General features: G+C 52.1%; 21 protein-coding genes. 10 read left to right on the top strand and 11 right to left on the bottom strand.

Annotation, left to right across the window (positions count from 1 at the left end; genetic code table 11):
- The first annotated feature begins 3 nt into the window (after window positions 1-3).
- The 4 genes from hemC to AB0A83_RS08460 are packed head-to-tail and all read left to right on the top strand — an operon-like array spanning window position 4 to window position 4,117.
- Window positions 4-930 carry a hydroxymethylbilane synthase gene (gene hemC, locus AB0A83_RS08475; protein ID WP_150047851.1) on the top strand — a complete coding sequence of 309 codons (927 nt, stop codon included), beginning with the start codon at window positions 4-6 and terminating at the stop codon, window positions 928-930.
- The gene (locus AB0A83_RS08470) at window positions 927-1,709 is read left to right on the top strand and encodes a uroporphyrinogen-III synthase (protein WP_367155998.1); all 783 of its coding nucleotides are present in this window, start codon (window positions 927-929) and stop codon (window positions 1,707-1,709) included. Before hemC ends, AB0A83_RS08470 begins: the two co-directional genes overlap by 4 nt.
- Window positions 1,693-2,868, top strand: a complete 1,176-nt coding sequence (locus AB0A83_RS08465; protein WP_150047849.1) for a uroporphyrinogen-III C-methyltransferase — start codon at window positions 1,693-1,695, stop codon at window positions 2,866-2,868. Before AB0A83_RS08470 ends, AB0A83_RS08465 begins: the two co-directional genes overlap by 17 nt.
- A gap of 13 nt (window positions 2,869-2,881) precedes the next feature.
- Complete coding sequence (locus AB0A83_RS08460) at window positions 2,882-4,117, top strand: heme biosynthesis HemY N-terminal domain-containing protein (RefSeq protein WP_150047848.1); 1,236 nt, start codon at window positions 2,882-2,884, stop codon at window positions 4,115-4,117.
- A gap of 71 nt (window positions 4,118-4,188) precedes the next feature.
- Here the strand turns inward: AB0A83_RS08460 and AB0A83_RS08455 are convergent, their stop codons facing one another.
- The 9 genes from AB0A83_RS08455 to groES all read right to left on the bottom strand — a co-directional run bounded on the left by AB0A83_RS08455 (window position 4,189) and on the right by groES (window position 12,566).
- Window positions 4,189-5,352 carry a SpoIIE family protein phosphatase gene (locus AB0A83_RS08455; protein WP_150047847.1) on the bottom strand — a complete coding sequence of 388 codons (1,164 nt, stop codon included), beginning with the start codon at window positions 5,350-5,352 and terminating at the stop codon, window positions 4,189-4,191.
- 173 nt (window positions 5,353-5,525) lie between these two features.
- Window positions 5,526-6,998, bottom strand: coding sequence for a 4-hydroxy-3-polyprenylbenzoate decarboxylase (ubiD, locus tag AB0A83_RS08450; protein WP_150047846.1), 1,473 nt, complete (start codon window positions 6,996-6,998; stop codon window positions 5,526-5,528).
- 77 nt (window positions 6,999-7,075) lie between these two features.
- Complete coding sequence (locus tag AB0A83_RS08445) at window positions 7,076-7,324, bottom strand: hypothetical protein (RefSeq protein ID WP_150047845.1); 249 nt, start codon at window positions 7,322-7,324, stop codon at window positions 7,076-7,078.
- A gap of 115 nt (window positions 7,325-7,439) precedes the next feature.
- Window positions 7,440-7,685 carry a YfhL family 4Fe-4S dicluster ferredoxin gene (locus AB0A83_RS08440; RefSeq protein ID WP_150047844.1) on the bottom strand — a complete coding sequence of 82 codons (246 nt, stop codon included), beginning with the start codon at window positions 7,683-7,685 and terminating at the stop codon, window positions 7,440-7,442.
- Window positions 7,686-7,688: 3 nt separating this feature from the next.
- A complete protein-coding gene (gene coaD, locus AB0A83_RS08435) occupies window positions 7,689-8,174 on the bottom strand; it encodes a pantetheine-phosphate adenylyltransferase (protein WP_150047843.1) in 486 nt (161 codons plus the stop codon).
- Window positions 8,175-8,743: 569 nt separating this feature from the next.
- On the bottom strand, window positions 8,744-9,313 hold the full coding sequence (locus AB0A83_RS08430) for a hypothetical protein (RefSeq protein ID WP_150047842.1): 570 nt from the start codon (window positions 9,311-9,313) through the stop codon (window positions 8,744-8,746).
- 39 nt (window positions 9,314-9,352) lie between these two features.
- Window positions 9,353-10,054, bottom strand: coding sequence for a superoxide dismutase (locus tag AB0A83_RS08425; RefSeq protein WP_150051878.1), 702 nt, complete (start codon window positions 10,052-10,054; stop codon window positions 9,353-9,355).
- Window positions 10,055-10,589: 535 nt separating this feature from the next.
- Window positions 10,590-12,230, bottom strand: a complete 1,641-nt coding sequence (groL, locus tag AB0A83_RS08420; protein WP_150047841.1) for a chaperonin GroEL — start codon at window positions 12,228-12,230, stop codon at window positions 10,590-10,592.
- Window positions 12,231-12,278: 48 nt separating this feature from the next.
- Window positions 12,279-12,566, bottom strand: coding sequence for a co-chaperone GroES (gene groES / locus AB0A83_RS08415; RefSeq protein ID WP_150047840.1), 288 nt, complete (start codon window positions 12,564-12,566; stop codon window positions 12,279-12,281).
- Window positions 12,567-12,709: 143 nt separating this feature from the next.
- Here groES and AB0A83_RS08410 point away from each other — a divergent pair, with 143 nt between their 5' ends.
- Window positions 12,710-13,459, top strand: coding sequence for a molybdopterin-synthase adenylyltransferase MoeB (locus tag AB0A83_RS08410; protein ID WP_150047839.1), 750 nt, complete (start codon window positions 12,710-12,712; stop codon window positions 13,457-13,459).
- A 52-nt stretch (window positions 13,460-13,511) separates the two neighbouring features.
- Here the strand turns inward: AB0A83_RS08410 and AB0A83_RS08405 are convergent, their stop codons facing one another.
- Window positions 13,512-13,808, bottom strand: coding sequence for a hypothetical protein (locus AB0A83_RS08405; RefSeq protein ID WP_332095565.1), 297 nt, complete (start codon window positions 13,806-13,808; stop codon window positions 13,512-13,514).
- Window positions 13,809-14,171: 363 nt separating this feature from the next.
- Here AB0A83_RS08405 and AB0A83_RS08400 point away from each other — a divergent pair, with 363 nt between their 5' ends.
- From AB0A83_RS08400 to AB0A83_RS08380, 5 genes are read left to right on the top strand one after another with little or no spacing between them, the layout of a single operon-like run.
- Window positions 14,172-14,651, top strand: coding sequence for a formate dehydrogenase subunit gamma (locus AB0A83_RS08400; RefSeq protein WP_150051874.1), 480 nt, complete (start codon window positions 14,172-14,174; stop codon window positions 14,649-14,651).
- Window positions 14,648-16,192, top strand: coding sequence for a formate dehydrogenase beta subunit (locus tag AB0A83_RS08395; RefSeq protein WP_367155997.1), 1,545 nt, complete (start codon window positions 14,648-14,650; stop codon window positions 16,190-16,192). Before AB0A83_RS08400 ends, AB0A83_RS08395 begins: the two co-directional genes overlap by 4 nt.
- Window positions 16,193-16,211: 19 nt before the next feature.
- On the top strand, window positions 16,212-19,067 hold the full coding sequence (gene fdhF, locus AB0A83_RS08390; RefSeq protein ID WP_150047837.1) for a formate dehydrogenase subunit alpha: 2,856 nt from the start codon (window positions 16,212-16,214) through the stop codon (window positions 19,065-19,067).
- Between the two features lie 16 nt (window positions 19,068-19,083).
- Window positions 19,084-19,920 carry a formate dehydrogenase accessory sulfurtransferase FdhD gene (gene fdhD / locus AB0A83_RS08385; protein ID WP_150047836.1) on the top strand — a complete coding sequence of 279 codons (837 nt, stop codon included), beginning with the start codon at window positions 19,084-19,086 and terminating at the stop codon, window positions 19,918-19,920.
- 1 nt (window position 19,921) lies between these two features.
- Complete coding sequence (locus tag AB0A83_RS08380; RefSeq protein WP_150047835.1) at window positions 19,922-20,143, top strand: formate dehydrogenase subunit delta; 222 nt, start codon at window positions 19,922-19,924, stop codon at window positions 20,141-20,143.
- A gap of 498 nt (window positions 20,144-20,641) precedes the next feature.
- On the opposite strand, the gene AB0A83_RS08375 is transcribed toward AB0A83_RS08380, so the two are convergent.
- Window positions 20,642-21,487, bottom strand: coding sequence for an urease accessory protein UreD (locus AB0A83_RS08375; protein ID WP_150047834.1), 846 nt, complete (start codon window positions 21,485-21,487; stop codon window positions 20,642-20,644).
- Window positions 21,488-21,551 lie beyond the last annotated feature (64 nt).

The following is a 21,551-nucleotide window of genomic DNA, read 5'->3' as shown; positions in this document are numbered from 1 at the left end:
AAGGTGACAGACAGAATAATTAGAATCGCGACCCGACAAAGCCCTCTCGCCTTATGGCAAGCCGAACACGTTGCAGCTCGATTGACTGCAGCCTTCCCCGGCCTGCGCACCGAACTGGTCAAAATGGTTACCCGCGGCGATAAGATTTTGGATGCGCCTTTGGCGAAAGTCGGCGGCAAAGGCTTGTTCGTCAAAGAGTTGGAACAAGGCATGCTCGAAGGCACGGCCGACATCGCGGTGCATTCGATGAAAGACGTGCCGGTGGAGTTTCCGGCCGGTTTACATCTAGCCGTCATTCTGGAACGCGAAGACCCCAGCGACGCATTCGTATCCAACCGTTACCGCAGCTTGTCCGAATTGCCCGTCGACGCCCGCATCGGCACCTCCAGCTTACGCCGCCAATGCCAAATCAAGGCCCGTTTTCCGCATGCACAGATCCTCAGCTTGCGCGGCAACGTCAACACCCGCTTGGCAAAACTCGACGCCGGCGACTACGACGCCATTATCTTGGCCTCCGCCGGCTTGAAACGTTTAGGCATGGCCGAGCGCATTACCGCGAGACTATCCGGCGAAGAAAGTTTGCCTGCCATGGGACAAGGCGCAATTGGCATCGAATGCCGCATAGACGACGCCGACATTCACCGTTATTTGCAAGTATTGCACGACGAAAGTACCAGCCTGCGGGTCAGCGCCGAACGGGCGATGAATAGCCGCCTAAACGGCGGCTGCCAAGTACCCATCGCCGGCTTTGCGGAAATTCGCGACGACCGGCTGTTTCTACGCGGACTAGTCGGTAGTCCGGACGGTAGCAAGCTGTTTCGCGCGCAAGCTGAATATCCACTGGAACAAGCGCAAGCGCTCGGTTTCGCTGTAGCCGACGATTTGCTGGCGCAAGGCGCCGAGCAAATCCTAAAGGAGCTCTACCAGTGACCGGCGATTTAGGCGGCGCGCAAATTTTGGTTACCCGGCCTACGGCGCAAGCCGAACCCTTGTGCCGCCTGATCGAACAACACGGCGGCAAACCGCTACGCTTTCCGACCTTGGCAATTGCCCCAATGCCGGTCGATCCGAAATCGCTGGAAAACGCTCTGGCCTCGGATTGGCTACTATTTACCAGTACCAATGCAGTGAAATTCGCTCTACAAGCGCTAGCCGGAAAAATAACCGAGCTGAAATCCAAACGCATTGCGGCCGTAGGCAAAGCAACCGCCGCCGCACTCGAACAGGCGGCTCTGAATTTAACCAGCTGTCCTGATACCGATTTCAGCAGCGAGGGGTTATTGGCACAATCGTCGCTAAGCGACGTTGCCGGTCAGCGGATTACCATCGTCCGCGGGCTGGGCGGAAGAGAAGTGATGGCTCAAGAATTGACGGCCCGCGGCGCTCAGGTGACTTGTTTAGAGCTTTATCGCCGCTACGCGCCGGCAAACGACAACCGGGCCATACAAAAGACCATATTGGCTGGAAATCTGGACGCAACCACCATCACCAGCGGTGAAGCGTTGCAAAACTTATTAACGATGTTAACGCCTGAAACCCTCGCTAAAATGCAGCGATTGCCGCTATTGGTCGTCAGTTCGCGTATTGCCGAACAGGCGCGCCGTGCCGGCTTTCAAAGCATAGCCGTTACGGCTCAAGCGTCGGATTCAGCGATTTTAGAAACATTGACCATGTTATTTACCGGGGAAAACAGTGGCCGAAGACATTGAACAACAGGAAAACCCAACGCCGCAAGTCGTCATTAAAAAATCCAAAGCCGGCCTATGGATAGGAATGATCGCTATTTTGCTGGTCTTGGCTCTTGCGGTCGCCGGGGTATTCGTCGTCCAGCAAATCAGAACCAATCAGGATACGGACAACAATCAGGACACCCAGCGCATGCTGGAAATCGACAAGGAACTGAACGACTTGCAGCAACAGCTTTCGACCTTGCAAGCGCAAATTGCTAACGTCAATACCGAACTGACCGGCAAAGACAACCACTTCACGCAAACGCTGGCGGAGTTTTCCAAATTACACGAAGAACACCTCGCCACCGCCCGTAAAGAGTTGGAAGCTTCCATTTTAGGCTTACAACGCCAACTCGGAAAAACCCGCGGCGATTGGCTGTTAGCCGATGCCGAGTATTTGTTGAGCGTCGCCAACCAGCGCCTACATCTGGTCGGGGACGTGGAAACCACCCGCCAAGCCCTGGAAGCGGCCGACCAACGCTTACGGGAAAGCGGCGATGCCTCGGTGTTCAAAGTCCGCGAACAAATCGCCAAAGAAATTGCACTATTGACTCATGTCGACGTACCCGACATCGTTGGAATTTACTCGCAATTGCAACACCTGCAAGAAGCGGTCGAAGGCTTGTCGGTATTCTTGCCGCATGCCGGTAAAGCGCCGGAAAAATCCGCGGCATCGCAGGATTTGTCCAAAGAAGGCCACGAAATCTTGGGTCAAGTGGCGAAACAATTGGAAGGTTACGTGGTATTACGCCATACCGAACAACCGGTCAACGCAATTTTGACGCCCGAAGAAGCTCATTTCATTAAACAACAATTGAAAGTGCGCTTGGAAATGATAGAAATCGCCCTGGTCCGGCAAGACGATACCCTGTTCACCAGCAGTATCGCCGATGCCAAAAACTGGCTGAAGAAAAACTTCGCCGAGAATCTGCAAACCGCACAATTTGTCGAAGAGCTGGATAAATTAGCCGGAGCCCGCTTGAAAAGCCAATTCCCGGATGTCAGCGGTTCTCTAAAAATGATGCGCGATATCAGCAAACTCCGGATCGAAACCGACAAGGCCCTATCTTCGGATACCGCAAACTCCACCCCGGCTGATCCAGAAAAACCCGATCAAGCTGTAACACCTCAGCCATAACGCAGGCCGGCACATGAAGAAAAACATAGCGTATTTTCTGGCTTCTCTAGTTACAGCGGCGGCCGTGGCGTTCGCTTTGCATAGCTGGCTTGCGCAACATAACGATCCAGGCTACGTTTTAATCGGCTTCGGGCATTGGTCTTTGGAAACGTCGTTGACCGTATTCACGGTCGGTCTGGTGATTACTTTCTTCATACTGTACAGCGTATTCCGTTTGCTGGGCGTGCTGTTACGCCTGCCCGGCCGATTGTCCAAACGCCGGCAAAACATTAAATTCAACCGATCGCAAGAAGCTTTAATCGCCGGCTTATTCGACGCCGCTGACGGAAATTTCGAAAGCGCCGAAAAAACCCTGATCAAACATGCCGCCAACAGCGGCGCTCCTCTTCTACATTACCTGACCGCCGCGCGGGCCGCCCAGTCCCGCGGCGCCCTGGATAAACGCGACGAATACCTGCAAAAGGCCTTGGAACAATCCCATGAAGGCAATTTGACGGTAGGACTTACCCAAGCCGAACTGCACCTGTCCGAACAACAGTTCGAGCAAGCGTTAAAGACGCTGGAAACCCTGAACGAAATCAATCCGGGGCATGCCCGAGTGTTGCGCATGATGCATCAGGCCTACCAACACCTAGGCGATTGGGAATCGTTAAGCAAACTTCTCCCGTCGCTGCAACAACACAAAATTTTGATGGAAGCCGAAGTCAAGTTGCTGGAGACTCAAACCTACAGCAGTTTGCTCAAACAGGCACAACGCGAAGGAAACCCGGATGCCATCCGGCGTTGCTGGAACGACGTTCCGGAACACATTCGCCGCTTACCGGGCATAGCCAATATTTATTTCGCCGCGATGATAGCCGCCGGTGCCGGGTCGGAAATCGAAGACCAAGCGATTGCTCAACTGGGCCGCCATTGGGACGCTACGCTACTCGAACTATTCTCATCCATCCAAAGCGAAGGCAAGGAAAAACGCTTACAAACCGCGGAGCAATGGTTGAGCGTCTATCCCAACGATCCCGTTCTATTAAAGGTGCTGGGAAAACTCGCCCATCAAGCCGGCCAACTGGAAAAAGCCGAACAATATCTACTGAAAACCCTTAACAAAGAGGCTACGGTAGGGGCCTGCCATTTACTCGGCGACGTATTATTCGACAAAGGCGATAAAGACCGGGCTTGCGACTCTTACAAACGCGGCTTGTTGTTAGCGTCCGACGTGATTTTAGAGCAGGTGGAATCGAACAAGGCTTAGGTCTTCAATTCGGAAAGATAATATGCCGCGCAGCTTGGGGTAGATACTCGGCTGTAAAGAAGCCATCAATACTATCCCATCGGGCTCAAGGAGGAAGCCAATTTTAAGCGGATTGCCAAACACGACACGTCGTCTTGGGCTTCATCGCGCACCATATGCGCTTCCAACGCTTGTCTGACGGCGTCAACCCTTTGCCCCGGCGCGGAAGTAGACAGCTCCGCCCTTAATTTTTCGGTGCCGAAACGACTGAACTGCCGATTTGTCGCATCTATCACCCCGTCTGAATACAAAAACAATTCGCAAGACTCGTTCGTTCGATAATATTCGGTACTGTCATCGAACGACTCGTCATCCAGCACCCCGGCAAAAGTATGTAGCGAACGAAACGCATGTTTGACGCTGCCGTCGTCGGCAATCAGCAAACCTTCGGGCAAACCGCCATTCCATATCTCGATACTGCAATCGGCTTCGTTGACTACTCCTAACGTAAGCGCAACGAAACGGCCGGGTGGCAATTGACTATATAGCTGACCGTTTATCTCCCTGGCGATGAGTTTAACCGATAAAGACTTCTTGGCCATGCCGCGAAAAACTTGATTAACAATCACCGTAGGCAGTGCGGCTGCCAAACCGTGCCCTGTCGAGTCGGCCAGCATAAAGTAGATCAAGCCCTGATCGGTCTTGTGCGCACATACCAAATCGCCGCTAAAACGTTGAGCGGGCGTCAACCAATATTGCACCTGCTCTTCGTTGATTTCGTTTAACTTTAACAAGCGTTCAAAAATGGCTTGCAAAAAGTCGTGTTCGCGTTCGTTTTGTTCGCGGTAGCGCCTCAGCTGCTCGGTATCGGCGATAATCCGGCGTTGCATTTCCAACGTGCGCTCTACCGAATCGATTTTTGCGCTCAAGATGGCGTAATCGATGGGTTTGGGAAGATAATCGTCCGCCCCGACTTTCAACCCTTCGATAATATCTTTGACGTCCGTTAACGCACTAACCAGAAAAATCGGCACCCATTTTTGGCTGGGCAAAGCTCTGATGATCTGTATCGCTTCAAAGCCGTTCATAACCGGCATCATCACGTCCATCAAAATCAGATCCAAAGCCTGGTTGGTATAAACATCCACAGCGTGTTGACCATTTTCCGCCTGCAAGACTTGGTGGCGCATTCGAGTTAACAAGCGCTCCAACAACAGCCTGTTTTCCAAAATATCGTCGACGATCAAAATTCTCATGGCTTAGCTTTTACCGATTAATTTTTCCGCAGTCGCAACTATGGAAACCGCAGACTTCGAGGCACTAAGCCTAGTAGACACTACAACCCTACCGCCCGGGCTAATGATCGAAATCGAACCCATACCATTGCACACTATCCCTCGCTTGCATACATCAGCCGAACTGTCACCGACTAATCAAATAAACTTGCCCAGATAGCGTCGATTTTGGCCACCACCTGTGGCTGCGTCACGATCGGCTTGCCCCATTCCCTCTGAGTCTCACCCGGCCATTTGTTGGTGGCGTCAAATCCGACTTTCGAGCCTAAGCCCGACACCGGCGAGGCAAAATCCAAATAGTCGATGGGCGTATTCTCCAGAATCGTCAGGTCTCTCGCCGGATCCATTCGGGTAGTAATCGCCCAAATGACGTCCTGCCAGTTCCTTGCATCCACGTCGTCGTCCACCACAATGACGAATTTGGTATACATGAATTGCCGCAAGAACGACCAGGTTCCGAACATCACCCGCTTGGCATGGCCGGCGTATTGCTTTTTCATACTGATGACGGCCATCCGGTACGAACAGCCTTCCGGCGGCAAATAAAAATCGATGATTTCCGGAAATTGCTTTTGCAATATCGGCACGAATACCTCGTTCAAGGCAACGCCTAAAATGGCCGGTTCGTCCGGCGGTCTACCGGTATAGGTGGAATGGTAAATCGGCACCTGACGCTGAGTAATTCGTTCGATGGTAAAAACCGGAAACTCATCCACTTCGTTATAGTAGCCGGTGTGATCGCCGAACGGCCCTTCCGGCGCGGTTTCCCCCGGATAAATGAAACCTTCCAACACAATTTCCGCACTCGCCGGCACCTGCAAACCGTCGAGCCCCGGAGTCAAGCAATGCGCAACTTCCGTTTTACTACCGCGTAGCAACCCGGCGAAAGCATATTCCGATAGCGGGTCCGGCACGGGCGTGACAGCTGCCAGTATCGTCGCCGGATCAGCGCCCAGCGCCACCGCGACCGGAAACGGCTTATCCGGATATTTTTCCTGCCATTCCTTAAAATCCAAAGCGCCGCCCCTATGTGCCAGCCAACGCATAATGACTTTGTTTTTAGCGATGACTTGCTGCCGGTATATCCCCAGATTCTGCCGCTCTTTGTTTGGACCCTTGGTTATCACCAGAGGCCAAGTAATCAGCGGCGCGGCATCTTCCGGCCAACACGTTTGAATCGGAAAATCCGCCAAGTCCACTTCGCTACCGATGCGCACGACTTCCTGACATACGGGCGCGGTTATCAATTTTGGCGCCATATTCAGCACCTGCTTAAACGCCGGCAATTTATCCAGCGCATCTTTAACGCCTTTCGGCGGCTCCGGCTCTTTCAAAAATGCCAACAACTCCCCTATTCCACGCAGCTGCGACACGTCTTCCGCCCCCATACCCAACGCAACGCGTTTCGGCGTGCCGAACAGATTGCCCAACACACTGATATTGGCACCCTTGGGCTTCTCGAACAATAAAGCCGGCCCGCCCTGTTTCAATACCCGATCGCAGACAACCGTCATTTCCAGATAGGGATCGATCTCCACCTTAACGCGTTTTAATTCACCCAGCTTTTCCAACTGCTGAATAAAATCGCGCAAATCTCGATATTTCATGGGGCTTCCGACATGGTTATTGAGGCCTTAATCGCCGACCGCAAAAGCCAATCGGCGAATAACGGCATATCCCGGCACTAGGCTTGGCTTTCGCCAGCCAATAACTCTTCCAATTCCGGCAACGAACGATCGGCACGCGCCCTGTTTTTATATAAATCCACAAATTCCATGAAGGCTTGTTCCAAATCGTCCAGCACTTCCTGCTCGTCCGCCAGTTCTTCTTCAGGAATTTCGCCTGAATCCAAATAATCTTTTTGGATGGCAATTTCGCCATTTAACGATAGCAACGCCAAAATCAACGCGTTATTTGAAATGTTTTCGGCCATAAAAATCTCACAAGTTGAGGGAAAAAACAGGCGGGTAAAAAGAGCGTAACGAAAAAATCAGCATTAAAGGCCCAGCCGGCCACTGCTGTCTTTGCTTAATTCCGGGCGATAAACCCTAGGCGGTTAAGCGCATGTATTTTGCGTATAAGTTGTCGCGATCTTCGACGTTGTCCGGATCTTTCCCTATGCAATCGACCGGACACACCTCCATACACTGCGGCTTATCATGGTGTCCGACGCACTCGGTACACAATGACGGATTGATCACGTAAATTTCTTCACCTTGGGAAATCGCGCCGTTGGGACATTCCGGCTCGCATACGTCGCAATTAATGCATTCGTCGCCGATTAAAAGAGCCATGGTTCACTCCGATTTAAACTTTTCAATTAAACGCTTGTTGACTAACTCCGGTACAAAACTGGAAACATCGCCGTTCAAACGGGCTATCTCCCGAATCATACTGGAAGAAATGAATTCGTATTGTTCTGATGGGGTTAAAAATACGGTTTCGACATTAGGCGCCAAACGGCGGTTCATACTTGCCATTTGAAATTCGTATTCAAAGTCCGAAACCGCTCTCAGGCCTCTGATGATGACGCTGGCTTGGTGTAACTGAGCGCACTCGACCAACAGATTATTGAACCCTAGCACTCGAACGTTGCTAAAGCCGCCTACAACCCGCTCTATCATGTCCACCCGTTCCACCAGCGAAAACAAAGGCTGTTTCGCCAAATTTTCCGCGACCGCGACGATAACGGTCTTGTATAGATTCGAGGCGCGGCAAATCAAATCTAAATGACCGTTTGTAATGGGATCAAATGTCCCGGGATAGATTGCCGTTATCTGCATGCCCACTGTATCCGTAAAGGGAGGTGGATTCTACCGCATTCGCCGAGTTTCAGCAGAATATTGCAAGAAACCGTTGCACTCAATCCATCCGTTGAATAGCGTATCAATCCGCACGTTATGCCATCTGCAGATAACGTGAATTCAGCCCGCTTTACCTATCTCATTACTGTTAAGGGCATAATTTTGAATTTTTTGATAGAGAATCAATACCTGCCAACCGTCTATCCAGCAGGCCTCTACCAATAATCGCAAAACCGACGTAACTAAACCTCTGATTTATAAAGTTCAATAAAAAATATGCGGCAAATTGTCGCGTTTTTTGTAGACATCCCAACATTCGGACAGTATAATGCGCACACCTTGATAGAGGTCAATGCGCCGCTAAGTGCGTAAGAATGAGGGAGGAGGAAGCGACCGTTTCGACGGTACAACAATAACAATAAGCGCAGCAATTCAACCTGCTACCCGGTAGCAGGCGTCCACACAATAACAATAGTAACCGGACGGAGCCCACGTAATGTGGGCTTTTTTATGCCTGAAGCCCCTCTTCCTCCTACTACTCCCCCCTATCAAGCTCTCGCAGGCTTAAGTCTTAGCGTCGCCACCATCGGCAACAGCAGCATCCAAGCAACGGTGGGTATGGGAATTGGTTCCGGCGCGGGCGATGTACCCGGAGCGGAAAATTGACTGATTAATGCGGTCGAGGCACCCCCTAGCGAATCCAGCGAATAAATCCGAAAACCGAATATATCCCCGGCAACGATATCCGCCACGAAACTCCCGGCTTGACTAATATCTCCGTCCGGATCGGATAACAAGCTGAATTCGCCATTCAACAGCCAACCGAAATCGTCATTACTCGGACCATCGATATCCAAAGTGTCATAACGCCAGTTAAAACTCACTTGACCGGAATAAACTGCTGTAATGATAATTTGCTGGTATTTGTTTAACTCCCCGGACTGATCATCGCTGCTGGTAATCGAAATCCAATCGGGGGCAACGGCAGTATCGATACTGCCGCCATCGGTATAAATCGACCAATTTTGCGGCTGATAAGAACCGGAAAATCCGGCGAAGGCACCATTTGAACCTGCCAAAACCACAAAAGTAACGCTTGAATAAATTAAAAATTTCATATCCGCACCTAGGTTATTAATACTATCGACAACTAAACGCTAAGCCAGCCTGGACGGCAGGTTTTCGCCGGCAAATTGCCAATCGATCAACTTATCCAAAATAGTGTTTAGATAGGCGGTGCGTAAGTTTTGATAATCCAAATAATAGGCGTGCTCCCAAACATCAATCACCAGCAAGGGCTTTTTTCCCATTACCAACGGATTGCCGGCATTCCCGGTCGTTACGATTTCCAAGCGTCCGCCGTCGACAACCACCCAAGCCCAGCCGCTACCAAATACCCCTTTCGCCGCGTCGAACAATTTCTGCTTGAACCCCGGGTTTGTCCAATTTCCCTTCGCATCGGTACCAGGATCGGAAAAATGCCCGAATTGACTATTAATCAAATTCGCTAATTTACCGCTTGGCGGTTCCGCATCCCCCGCCCCCGGACGCAAACTATTCCAATAAAATGTGTGATTCCACGTTTGCGCAGCATTATTAAATATCAGCCCCGGAATCAAACGCTTACCATTCGTGGCCTTAATGATTCGTTCCAAGCTCATATTTTCGTAGGCGGTACCGACAATCAAACCGTTTAAGTTTTTGACATAACCGGCATGATGCTTTCCGTAGTGAAAACTCACGGTATTTGCCGAAATATAAGGCTCTAACGCACTTTGTGCATAAGGCAATTCAGGCAAGGTAAAAATACCGGAATCCGGTAGAGTGACTGCCGCTAATGCTTGCCCTCCCCCTACCATCGCCTCTGCCACCGTTAACGCACCCACTGATGCGCCCATGAATAGAAACTGCCTTCTATCGACTTTGTTCATTGCCACATTTTTCTCCTGATGATGCTTTTGGAATAAATCAAGCCGTATGAAGCAATATTCGCACCACAAAACGGAAAACAAAGTCGCTTTGTAAATCCTTTCAAGGCCAACTATTCAGAAGATACCTAACCGATAATCGAGACAACGCACTCCCCCCCTTCTAATAAACGCGGAAAGCACCAAACTTAAATCGATAATTGCGCGCTTAGATTCGATTTTTGATGGCAATGTAAGACAAACAGCCTTGGTGTCAGCAAAGCTAAAATAAATCTATGTTAAATAAGCGAGCGATTGCGCGATTTGCCGCGAAATATCGAGAACCTAGTCGTGCATCAATAACCCATCCCATATCAAAAGCTCCCCCGCCTGCGTCCTTTACACAGAAAATTCGGTTTATAAAAACAAAAAGCCCCGGCATGTTAGATACCGGGGCTTCGATATGACAGTATGAACTGAGCGAAACTTACATCATGCCGCCCATGCCGCCCATGCCGCCCATGTCAGGCATCGCAGGAGCTTTGCTGTCAGCCGGCGCTTCGGCGACCATGACTTCCGTGGTGATCATCAAACCGGCAACCGATGCGGCGTTTTGCAGAGCGGAACGGGTAACCTTGGCAGGATCCAAAATACCCATAGCGATCATGTCGCCGTATTCGCCGGTGGCCGCGTTATAACCAAAGTTACCGCTGCCTTTTTTGACTTCGTTCAATACCACGGACGCTTCATCGCCGGCATTGCTGACGATTTGACGCAAAGGCTCTTCCATCGCTCGGCGCAGGATGCTGATACCGACGTCTTGATCGTGATTGATACCTTTCAGGCCTTCCAAAGCAGCCAGAGCACGGACCAGAGCAGTACCACCGCCGGCAACCACGCCTTCTTCGACGGCTGCGCGAGTTGAATGCAGTGCGTCTTCGACACGGGCTTTCTTCTCTTTCATTTCGACTTCGGTCGCAGCACCCACTTTGATCACCGCCACGCCGCCGGCCAGTTTTGCCAGGCGCTCTTGCAGTTTTTCCCGATCGTAATCGGAAGTAGCATCGTCGGCTTGGGCGCGGATTTGTGCGACACGACCTTTGATTTGCTCTTCGTCGCCGGCACCGTCGATGATGGTGGTGTTTTCCTTATTGATTTGTACACGCTTGGCAGTACCCAGCATGTCTACGTCGGCTTTTTCCAATGACAAGCCGACTTCTTCGGAAATAACGGTACCGCCGGTCAAAATCGCAATGTCTTCCAGCATGGCTTTACGGCGATCACCGAAACCGGGCGCTTTTACTGCGCACACTTTTACGATACCGCGCATGTTGTTGACAACCAAGGTAGCCAAGGCTTCGCCTTCAACATCTTCCGCAATGATCAACAGCGAACGGCCGGATTTGGCTACGCCTTCCAATACCGGCAGCATTTCACGAATATTGGAGATTTTTTTGTCATACAGCAGGACAAACGGATCATCCAACTCGACGCTCATGCTGTCTTGTTTGTTGATGAAGTACGGAGACAAATAACCGCGATCGAATTGCATGCCTTCGACCACGTCCAATTCGTTGTTTAAACCGGTACCTTCTTCTACCGTGATAACGCCTTCTTTACCGACCTTCTCCATCGCTTCGGCGATAATTGCGCCGACCGATTCGTCGGAGTTGGCGGAAATGGTACCGACTTGAGCAATCGCTTTGCTGTCGCTGCATGGAATCGCCGCTTTCTCGATAGCCGCTACCGCTGCCGTCACGGCGCTGTCGATACCGCGTTTCAAATCCATGGGATTCATGCCGGCCGCAACCGCTTTCAAACCTTCGTTGACTATTGCTTGAGCCAACACGGTTGCAGTGGTAGTGCCGTCGCCGGCGACATCAGAAGTTTTGGACGCAACTTCTTTAACCATTTGTGCGCCCATGTTTTCGAATTTATCCTTTAATTCGATTTCTTTAGCAACCGACACGCCGTCTTTGGTAATGGTGGGAGCACCGAAGCTTTTGTCCAATACGGCATTACGGCCTTTAGGACCCAAGGTCACTTTTACCGCGTTTGCTAGAATGTTGACGCCCGCAACCATCAAAGCGCGCGCATCACCGCCGAATTTTACGTCTTTTGCTGCCATTTTTTATTCCTTAATCGTTTTTATGTAATTGATAAATATCGATTTGGATTATTCCAAAATACCCATAATGTCGTCTTCGCGCATCACAATGTACTGCTCGCCGCCGACTTTTACTTCGGAACCGGAATATTTACCGAACAATACTTTGTCGCCAACCTTAACTGCCATTGGACGCACCTGGCCGTTATCAAGAGGTTTGCCTTCGCCAACTGCCAAAACTTCACCTTCGCTCGGTTTTTCTGCAGCGGAACCGGGCAGTACGATGCCACCTGCGGTTTTGGTTTCTTCTTCCACACGCTTAACGACAACGCGGTCATGTAACGGACGAATTTTCATCAATGTCTCCTTTATGTAGATACAGGTTAAAGATCAAACTAAATTTATTAGCACTCTCTTGTAACGAGTGCTAATAATAGCGAGGTTTTGCACTCTGTCAAGCTCTTTGGCATTATCAACCGCCTTTCTCGGAAGCTTTAAACATGAACGACCAACAACTGTTGCGCTACAGCCGACAAATCATGCTGCCCCCAGTGGATATCGAGGGTCAGCAAAAACTATTGGATGCCAAGGTATTAATCGTCGGGGCCGGCGGACTAGGCTCCCCGGCAGCCATGTATTTGGCGGCTGCCGGCGTAGGCCACCTGACGCTCTACGATAACGACCAAGTGGATCTAAGCAATCTACAACGCCAAATCGCCCACGGCACCGCCGATATAGGGTTGGACAAAGTCATTTCAACCCGCGACAGCTTAAAAAACATCAATCCGGAAATTGCGGTAGTCGCTCGCAAGGCACGATTAGAAGGGGAAAACCTGTTAAACGAGGTAAAAAATACCGATGTGGTTTTAGATTGCAGCGACAATTTCACCACCCGCTTTGCCGTGAACAAGGCATGCGTAGCCTACCGAAAACCTTTGGTTTCAGGAGCCGCCATACGCTTTGAAGGACAAATTAGCGTATTTACGCCGGGTAAAGGGGAAAGCCCTTGCTATAACTGCTTATATCAGAGCGAGGGCGAAGAACTGCAAAACTGCGCGACTAATGGCGTTATCGCGCCTATCACCGGTATTATCGGATGCGTTCAAGCACTGGAAACCATCAAGCTAATCGTTTCCTGTGGAGAACCCTTGGTTGGCCGTCTATTGCTGCTGGATGGATTAAGCATGGAATGGCAAAATTTACGCTTGAAAAAAAACCCGCATTGTCCTTGCTGCGGCCATTCTGTCTAATAAAAAGCCGGGAAATACCCGGCTTTTTTCCAACTCGGCGCTAACAATTAAGTCATTTTTTAGCGAGTAAGCCTTTAACCGTGGTTATTAATTTCTCGGCCATATTCAACACTGGCGACTCGCTATCGCCATGTGGTTCGATATCGCCAAAAGGCTCGCCATTTTTCATCGTGTACATGTAAATGAAATAGCCCAACGGTGCAAATGCAAAAAAGGCGATGATCAGCATCACAATGCCTAGCTCAAACACACCACCCATAGCAACCTCCTCATTTTTTTTAGTTTTTGTTGTTAAATTAAGACCATAGGCCTCATAGCGGACTATAACCCCATCGGTTCTACGGTACAAGTTCAAATTCCTGCCACACCCGATTCAATTGGCTACAACCCGCAATAACCATAAAGTTCAAACGCTTGAAATTATCCAAGTTAGGGGTACCATCCCCTCCATCAATCACAATAAACGCTACTTATCCAAGGAACAATTTCGTAGAGATCATGCATGCAAATTTGTCTACCCAACGGCATCAATCGTCGGCCTCTTTGTTTACTGTTTGTTGACTAAGTATCAATGCAGCAGCTTTGACAATCGCGCAAATCCGCGTCCAGCCTAGATTTTCCGCCGCTTGGCGCTGATAGACTGCGTTGCGTTGCGTTAATTGTTCGTGTTTAAATAGTCTGCTAAATGTTCCATCTTTTAGAAGAGCCCATGATGCAAGATTACCAAAGCCAAAAACCCATTGTGCTTGATATATTGGCTAGCCATCGGACCATGCCTGGCAACCTGCTGCCAATTCTGCACGGCATTCAGGATACCTTGGGCTATATTCCGCCGGCGGCCGTAGAAGACATTGCCAAAGATCTGAGCTTATCCAAAGCCGAAGTTCACGGAGTCATCAGCTTCTACCACTACTTTCGCACCACCCCGCCGGGCAAACACACTATTCGCATCTGCCGGGCCGAATCATGCCAGGCCATGAACAGTAAAGCTCTGGAACAACATGCTAAACAAACCCTGGGCATTGATTTTCACCAAACCACGACCGATGAACAATTCTCGCTGGAGGCGGTCTATTGCCTCGGCAATTGCGGCTGCTCACCCTCCATTACCATAGACGATCAAGTACACGGCCGTGTCACTCCGGAAAAATTCGATCGCCTCGTGGCCTCCTGCAAAGGTAATAAATCATGACTCGTGTATTCGTATCCCGTGATTCAACCGCGCTTTCCTTAGGCGCGGAACAAGTCGCTCAGTCATTGCAGCAACTAGCCGATACCAAAGGACTGGACATCGAAATCGTGCGTAACGGCTCGCGCGGCATGTTTTGGCTGGAACCTTTGGTCGAAGTCGAAACCTCCACCGGTCGAGTGGCTTACGGCCCGGTACAGCCCGAAGACCTTGCCACGCTTGTCGAGGCCGGATTCCTGGACGGCAAACAACATGTTCTGTCGCTGGGCAATATCGAGGAACACCCATTCTTCAAGCATCAAAACCGCCTGACGTTTGCTCGCGTCGGTTTGACCGACCCGGTCAACCTTGAGGATTACCTTGCCCACGACGGTTATCGCGGTTTAAAAAATGCCTTGGCCTTGCAACCTGTCGATATCGTTAAGCACGTGACCGATTCCGGGCTGCGGGGCCGCGGCGGCGCAGCTTTTCCGACCGGTATTAAATGGAATACCGTGATGAATGCACCGGCCGAGCAAAAATATATCGTCTGCAATGCGGACGAAGGCGACTCGGGTACTTTCTCCGACCGTATGATTATGGAAGGCGATCCCTTCGTATTGATCGAAGGCATGACTATTGCCGGCTTGGCGGTAGGCGCGACCCAAGGCTACATCTATCTGCGTATCGAATACCCCCACGCCAAAATCGCCTTGAACCAAGCCATAGAAGCCGCTTATCAACACGGCTACTTGGGCGAAAACATACAAGGCAGCGGCAAGACTTTCCATCTGGAAGTACGTAGCGGCGCAGGCGCCTATATCTGCGGCGAAGAAACTTCTTTATTGGAAAGCCTGGAAGGCAAACGCGGCTTGGTACGCTTCAAACCGCCGTTACCCGCCATCGTCGGCCTTTTCGGCAAACCCACCATCGTAAACAACGTCATTTCGTTGGCCTCGATTCCGGTCATTCTGGATAAGGGCGGCGAGTACTACCGGGATTACGGCATGGGCCGCTCGCGCGGCACCTTGCCGCTGCAGTTAGCCGGCAACATCAAGCATAGCGGCTTGTTCGAAGCCGCCTTCGGCATGACGTTACGCGAAATCTTATACGATTACGGCGGCGGCTCGGCCAGCGGACGCCCCATTCGTGCCGTGCAGGTCGGCGGGCCGTTAGGCGCGTATTTACATGAAGGACAATTCGACACACCGTTAGACTACGAAGCCTTCGCCGCTATCGCTTGCGTACTCGGCCACGGCGGCATTGTGGTGCATGACGATACCGTCAATATGTCCGAGATGGCCCGTTACGCAATGGAATTTTGCGTCGAAGAATCCTGCGGCAAATGCACACCCTGCCGCATCGGCTCCACCCGCGGTGTAGAGGTCATAGATCGCATCGTCGGCAACGAGCAAAAACAAAAAAACACCGAATTGCTGCGTGATTTGTGCGACACGATGCTTTGCGGTTCATTGTGTGCGATGGGCGGCATGACACCTTACCCGGTGTTGAGCGCGTTGAATCATTTCCCTGAAGACTTTGGTCTACCTACAGCCAAAGCCTGATCGATTACAGGAGAGCATTATGTCTATCAATCAAGAAATCGATTACGGCACGCCAGCCAGCGCGTCTACCGATCAAGTCACACTGGAAATCGACGGTCATAAAGTCACGGTCGCCGCTGGTACCTCGGTGATGCGTGCTGCGGCCGAAGCCGGCATCAGCATTCCCAAATTGTGCGCGACCGACCATCTGGAGCCTTTCGGCTCCTGCCGCATGTGCTTGGTGCAAATCGAGGGCGCGCGCGGCTATCCCGCTTCGTGCACCACGCCGGTCGGCCAAGGCATGAAGGTCTGCACCCAGAACGACAAGCTAGCTAATGTTCGGCGCGGCATTGCCGAGTTGTATATATCAGACCATCCGCTGGATTGCTTGACCTGCTCGGCAAACGGCAATTGCGAGCTGCAGGATACGGTCGGTGCGGTCGGTTTACGCGAAGTCCGTTACGGTTTTGACGGCGATAACCATTTGAGTGCCGAAAAAGACGGCAGCAATCCATATTTCAGCTTCGACCCGTCCAAATGCATCGTCTGTTCGCGGTGCGTGCGTGCGTGCGAAGAAGTGCAAGGCACGTATGCCTTAACGATAGACGGCCGCGGCTTCGAATCCAAAGTTTCTCCGGGGCAAAACCAAGCCTTCATGGATTCCGAATGCGTATCCTGCGGTGCCTGTGTTCAAGCCTGCCCTACCGCAACCTTGATGGAAAAATCAGTCATCGATTACGGTCAACCCGAACACAGCACAATCACCACGTGCGCCTATTGCGGCGTCGGTTGCTCGTTCAAAGCGGAAATGAAAGGGGAACAGTTGGTACGCATGGTGCCGGATAAAAACGGCCAGGCCAACCACGGTCATTCTTGCGTCAAAGGCCGTTTCGCATTCGGTTACGCCACTCACAAAGATCGGATTACCGCACCTATGATACGCGAAAACATAACCGATCCTTGGCGCGAAGTAGGCTGGGAAGAAGCCATTCAATTTGCGGCCGACAAGCTAAAAAACATTCAGTCCACCTATGGAAAATATTCGGTCGGCGGCATCACTTCCTCACGCTGTACCAACGAAGAAACCTATTTAGTACAAAAACTGATCCGTGCCGGTTTCGGCAACAACAACGTCGACACCTGCGCCCGCGTGTGCCATTCGCCGACCGGTTACGGCTTGAAAAGCACCTTCGGTGAATCTTCCGGCACCCAAACCTTCGACTCAGTGCTGAAATCAGATGTCATCATGGTAATCGGCGCCAATCCGACCGACGGCCATCCGGTATTCGGCTCCTTGATGAAGCGCCGCTTGCGCCAAGGTGCCAAGTTGATCGTAGTCGACCCGCGCAGCATCGACTTGGTCAGCAATAGCCCGCACGTACGAGCCGATTATCATCTGAAACTACGTCCCGGCACCAACGTCGCGGTTGTCACAGCCATGGCCCACGTCATCGTCACTGAGGGCCTAGCAGACGAACAATTCGCAATGGAACGTTGCGATGTCGAATCCTTCAGCAAATGGAAAGCTTTCGTTGCCCTGCCGCAAAATTCGCCCGAAGCGGTTTCGGAAATCACCGGCATCGATGCTGAAACCTTGCGAGCGGCAGCCCGCTTGTATGCTACGGCCGAAAACGGTGCCATTTATTACGGACTTGGCGTTACCGAGCACAGCCAAGGTTCAACCACTGTAATCGGCATCGCTAATCTGGCCATGGCGACCGGCAATATCGGCCGCGAAGGCGTGGGCGTGAATCCGCTACGCGGGCAAAACAACGTGCAAGGTTCTTGCGACATGGGCTCGTTCCCGCATGAATTCGTCGGCTACCGCCACGTTTCCGACATCTCGACGCGTAACCAATTCGAAGCCGCTTGGGGCGTCGCCTTAGAATCGGAACCCGGCTTGCGAATACCCAACATGTTCGCGGCCGCTATCGACGGCACTTTCAAGGGCCTGTACGTGCAAGGCGAAGACATCGCCCAATCGGATCCTGATACCCAACACGTGCACCATGCATTACGTTCCTTGGAATGCCTGATCGTACAGGATCTGTTCCTGAACGAAACCGCCAAATTCGCCCACGTGTTCCTGCCCGGCTCGTCATTCCTGGAAAAGGACGGCACATTCACCAATGCCGAACGGCGCATTTCTCCGGTACGTCGGGTCATGACGCCACTGGCCGGCAAAGAGGATTGGCAAGTAACTCAAGACCTGGCCAACGCACTTGGCTACCCGATGAACTACCGCCATCCGTCGGAAATCATGGCGGAAATCGCCAGCCTGACGCCGCAGTTCGCCGGGGTAAGCTACGAAAAAATCGACGCAATGGGCAGTATCCAGTGGCCATGCAACGACGAAGCCCCTGAGGGAACGCCTATCATGCACGCCGATCATTTCGTGCGCGGCAAAGGCCGGTTCATGCTGACCGAATACGTGCCTACCAAAGAGCGCACCAACAGCCAGTATCCGCTGATTCTGACTACCGGCCGCATCCTGTCGCAATATAACGTCGGCGCTCAAACCCGCCGTACCGACAACGTGGCCTGGCACGACGAAGACCGCTTGGAGATCCATCCGCACGATGCCGAAGTATTGGGCATCGCGGACGGCGATTGGGTGGGCGTGAAAAGCCGCTCCGGCGAAACCGTCATGCACGCGAAAATCACCGACCGCATGCAACCCGGCGTGGTTTATACCACTTTCCACTTCCCGCATTCAGGCGCCAACGTCATCACGACCGACAATTCGGACTGGGCCACCAACTGTCCCGAATACAAAGTCACCGCGGTGCACGTCGCCAAAGTTGCGCAACCTTCGGAATGGCAAAAACAATACCGTAGTTTTTCGGACGATCAGTTGTCTTTGTTGGAAAACCGGATAGTTGCCAGTACCAACTGAGCGTTCGACTTTGCTAATGGACGCAATCAGCGAGCTAGGCTGGGCCAGCTATCGAAGGGGGACCTTCGACGTCTGGCGCGGCCCTACCCACCAAGCGGCGGAAGATTCGGTCGCGGAAGAAGTTCCCGTCGTGCTGGTTTACAACACCATCCCGCATGTGGTGATGTTGGCGACGCCGTTAAACCTGGAGGATTTCGCCTTGGGCTTCAGTTTGACGGAAGGCATCATCCGGCACTCCCGCGAATTGCATGCCGTCAGAGTGGTGCAGCGCTCTAAAGGGGTCGAAGTTCGCATGACCATACCGGACGCACGCTTCGAGGCCATGCCCGGCAAAGGGCGGAATATGACCGGACGTACCGGTTGCGGACTGTGCGGTGCCAGCACCTTGGAACAAGCCATCCGGCAGGTCAAACCGGTAGGCCCCGGTCTAGTCTTGGACGCCCGCATACTTAGCTCAGCGCTTAAGGACATGCCGAACAAACAATCTCTCAACCAATTGACCGGCGCGGTGCACGCGGCCGCTTGGCTCAGCGTGGATCGCGGCATCACCGCAGTTCGCGAAGACGTAGGCCGACATAATGCATTGGATAAGCTGATCGGCGCATTAGCCAAGCAAGATTGCGATTTCAATGCCGGCTGGCTGATCGTCACCAGCCGGGCAAGTTACGAGATGGTACAGAAAGCCGCCAGCGTCGGCATCACTTTGTTAGCGGCCATCTCCGCACCTACCGGGCTGGCGATTCAACTGGCGCAAGAATCCGGATTGACCCTGATCGGTTTTGCCCGCAACGACAACCACGTGGTTTACACTCACCCCCACCGTTTACAACATCTACAAGCATCAGTCGCGTAATATGGATCACAGCAACATAGTCAAAATGGCCAACGATATTGGCGCGTTTTTCAAATCCGAACCCGATAGAGACCTTGCTATTCAAGGCGTGGAACAGCATATCAAGAATTTTTGGGAGCCTAGGATGCGTAAGCAAATCATTCAATACCTTAACCAAGGCGGCGGCGATTTGATGGATATAGTGGCCGAAGCCGTGCGCAAACTACCGGTACCGAACAATTAGAAATTAACCCTTGCCTCTGCTGCCTTAGCTAGGCTGCGTTACTCCGGACATCACAAGCCAAGCTTGTTGGTCGGGTGGCCTCCAACACCTCAAAAGGAATGACGCACGGCGGCTGAACCCCGTGCGCCATAGGAACGGCTAAAATTTAACTCACATGTGGAATTCTGAAGAAATTTCTCGTCTTTCTTAAATGTGCGTCTTTGCACAACCGCGACTCCCCTAATTTAAAACGGTCATCGCCTCCTATGTCGCACCTACAAGTATGAGTTATCGAATCGCACACGAATGCGGTTTGGTCAAATTTGAACCCAGGCTGCGCGCTACTTTGGTAACCCAGTTATAGCAATACCCCCATACCGGAAACTAGTCCCAATTTCTTTCGGCCAAACAAAAGAAAGTATCGCGGTTTGTCGGTCCGCGAACCGACTTCTAAAACAGCTGTCACACTACGACATCATTATCACCCAACCCCGAAAAACCCCAAGAAAATTCAAAACCTCACGTCGCCCAAATCCTCGGCAAACAAACCGCCTTGCCGATAACATCCCCGCGCACCAATCCCCAAACCCGCTCAAAAAAAACCTTCAACAAATCCGCCCGAGCATCCAAGCCCCGACAAATCAACAAGCCCTCAATCATGGTCACGCCGCGATTCGGCTCATCGCCAATCAATGCCTGCACCGCCGCCAACTGCACTGGCGTAGCCGGATAAACAAACAGCGTCCCGCACGCCGAATGCCCAAACAAACCCCAGCGCGCTTGAAACGCTTGGGCATTCAGATGCTGGCGTTCCAGATAAAACAAGCGCCCGCCGCGCCGGATGCGCCAGTTGAGTTCGGCGTGGCCGTTTGTGAAGCCTTCGCTGGCAGCAGGTCGACCAAGGGCGGTGATTTCCCAGCCGACGAAGCGGGCTTGTTCGGCTAGGTCGATGTGCATGTTGGCATTCAAGCGGGCACCATCGTAGACGATGGTTTCCTGCGGCAGCCATTCCAGGCTGGCGCCGTCGGCGACATTTAAAATCACCGTTTGCCGTGCCTCGCCGCCACCGCTGCGGTAGAACTTGCCGGCGGCGGGTGTGGTGATCAGGGCCTGGGCTCCGGATCCAGCGCTGGCGTTGATGGTCAAGCGGTCGCCGGCCACTACGCCGCCGGGCGGGTGCAGCAGGTAGACGTGGCAGACTTCGCCTTCCGGATAAAACGGCCTTTGTACGGTCAGCGGGCCACGATGAGCACGGTTGACCAGCGCGGTTTTGGCTCCGCGCGGGGCAAAGTCTAAAGTGAGTTCCGCTTCCCAGTGGGAAGTTGGAAAAAAGTCAGAGTTGTCTGTAACAAAGGTGGGGCGCATGAAACAACCGGTTAAGCGTTAAAGGATCTTGGTAGGAGCGACGCATCGTCGCGATCGTTGCGCT

Origin of the sequence: Methylomonas sp. HYX-M1 (genome assembly GCF_040741385.1) — a bacterium.
In the GTDB taxonomy this organism is placed as follows: domain Bacteria; phylum Pseudomonadota; class Gammaproteobacteria; order Methylococcales; family Methylomonadaceae; genus Methylomonas; species Methylomonas rhizoryzae.
The sequence above is the reverse complement of the archived record's forward strand: the minus strand, read 5'-3'. Positions and strand labels throughout refer to the sequence as shown.

Bases quoted from the DNA above. Each gene is read 5' to 3' on its own strand.
- AB0A83_RS08460 (WP_150047848.1), top strand. From the start codon at position 2,882: ATGAAGAAAAACATAGCGTATTTTCTGGCTTCTCTAGTTACAGCGGCG.
- AB0A83_RS08440 (WP_150047844.1), bottom strand. From the start codon at position 7,685: ATGGCTCTTTTAATCGGCGACGAATGCATTAATTGCGACGTATGCGAG.
- AB0A83_RS08445 (WP_150047845.1), bottom strand. From the start codon at position 7,324: ATGGCCGAAAACATTTCAAATAACGCGTTGATTTTGGCGTTGCTATCG.
- ubiD (WP_150047846.1), bottom strand. From the start codon at position 6,998: ATGAAATATCGAGATTTGCGCGATTTTATTCAGCAGTTGGAAAAGCTG.
- AB0A83_RS08430 (WP_150047842.1), bottom strand. From the start codon at position 9,313: ATGAAATTTTTAATTTATTCAAGCGTTACTTTTGTGGTTTTGGCAGGT.
- AB0A83_RS08455 (WP_150047847.1), bottom strand. From the start codon at position 5,352: ATGAGAATTTTGATCGTCGACGATATTTTGGAAAACAGGCTGTTGTTG.
- AB0A83_RS08400 (WP_150051874.1), top strand. From the start codon at position 14,172: ATGCAAGATTACCAAAGCCAAAAACCCATTGTGCTTGATATATTGGCT.
- coaD (WP_150047843.1), bottom strand. From the start codon at position 8,174: ATGCAGATAACGGCAATCTATCCCGGGACATTTGATCCCATTACAAAC.
- AB0A83_RS08410 (WP_150047839.1), top strand. From the start codon at position 12,710: ATGAACGACCAACAACTGTTGCGCTACAGCCGACAAATCATGCTGCCC.
- AB0A83_RS08395 (WP_367155997.1), top strand. From the start codon at position 14,648: ATGACTCGTGTATTCGTATCCCGTGATTCAACCGCGCTTTCCTTAGGC.
- AB0A83_RS08425 (WP_150051878.1), bottom strand. From the start codon at position 10,054: ATGGTAGGGGGAGGGCAAGCATTAGCGGCAGTCACTCTACCGGATTCC.
- fdhD (WP_150047836.1), top strand. From the start codon at position 19,084: ATGGACGCAATCAGCGAGCTAGGCTGGGCCAGCTATCGAAGGGGGACC.
- groL (WP_150047841.1), bottom strand. From the start codon at position 12,230: ATGGCAGCAAAAGACGTAAAATTCGGCGGTGATGCGCGCGCTTTGATG.
- AB0A83_RS08380 (WP_150047835.1), top strand. From the start codon at position 19,922: ATGGATCACAGCAACATAGTCAAAATGGCCAACGATATTGGCGCGTTT.
- groES (WP_150047840.1), bottom strand. From the start codon at position 12,566: ATGAAAATTCGTCCGTTACATGACCGCGTTGTCGTTAAGCGTGTGGAA.
- fdhF (WP_150047837.1), top strand. From the start codon at position 16,212: ATGTCTATCAATCAAGAAATCGATTACGGCACGCCAGCCAGCGCGTCT.
- AB0A83_RS08375 (WP_150047834.1), bottom strand. From the start codon at position 21,487: ATGCGCCCCACCTTTGTTACAGACAACTCTGACTTTTTTCCAACTTCC.